The organism is Rhizobium sp. YJ-22 (assembly GCF_029601685.1).
Classification (GTDB): domain Bacteria; phylum Pseudomonadota; class Alphaproteobacteria; order Rhizobiales; family Rhizobiaceae; genus Metarhizobium.
The window spans coordinates 324733-325566 of sequence record NZ_JARRIR010000003.1 but is presented as its reverse complement, the minus strand read 5'-3'; the positions used below and the strand labels follow the sequence as shown (position 1 = coordinate 325566).

Here is an 834-nt window from a genome sequence, read left to right as displayed (position 1 = left end):
GTTTCCCTCACGCAAAAGGGCATACGAAAGGGTTCACCGAGCCGGCGGTCTCATGATTGACAGGAGAATCGGGAAGCGCTATTGCTGTCTCTGCTAGAAGATACAAAGGCTCTCGGGTGGTTCGCCGCTTGGGGGCCTTTCTTTTTGCCGCTGATGTCATCCTTTCCTGTTCAGGTCTTCACCGTCGAAACCTTGTCAGGTGACAAGGCCTTCGCATATGAAATGTAGCGGTTTTACTCCGCTATCCTACTGTTTTTGCTGCATGAATTCCTCAACCAGTTCCGGCAGGCGCGCTTGCAGGAAGGCGGCGAAACGGGTGCCGTCGCGGCTCTTGGCCTGCAGGCGCCATTCCTTGTCGCTTGCCGTCACCAGCCCCAGCGTCGCGCCATCGGGCGAGCGCAGTTCCTGCACGGGGCTGCCCGGCTTTTCGGCCGGCGTCTTCAGCGCCGAGAGCGCCAGCTGGAAGCGGGCATCGGAAGAGGCTGCCGCGTTCGCGGAAAAGGCCGCCGTCACCCGCGCCCCGCTGTCCTCGTGCTCGCCATAGAGCTTTGCGAAATCCACCCAGCGCGGCCGGCCGATCTTCGGGGCGCGGCCGATCATTTCGATCAGCGCCGGCGGCAGCGTGCGGTAGACGGCGCGCATGCGGGCAAGTTCGGGATCGTCGACGGCCAACGCCGCCTTGATGTCGCGCGGCTTGATGCCGGCATCGTCCATGCGCCTGGCAAACAGCGCCCGCTCGATCCAGCTCAGATCCTGCCGCGCGGCGTTTTCCAGGCCCTGCGAGACCACGAGATCGCGGTCGGACATATCGACCACCACGGCCTTGACCGGGAT

Annotated in this window: 1 protein-coding gene; it reads right to left on the bottom strand. The window is 63.3% G+C overall.

The window, feature by feature from the left end:
• Window positions 1-246: 246 nt before the first annotated feature.
• Window positions 247-834: plasmid partitioning protein RepB C-terminal domain-containing protein (locus P7F60_RS09505; protein ID WP_277917492.1), on the bottom strand; the 588-nt coding region annotated here is incomplete at its 5' end.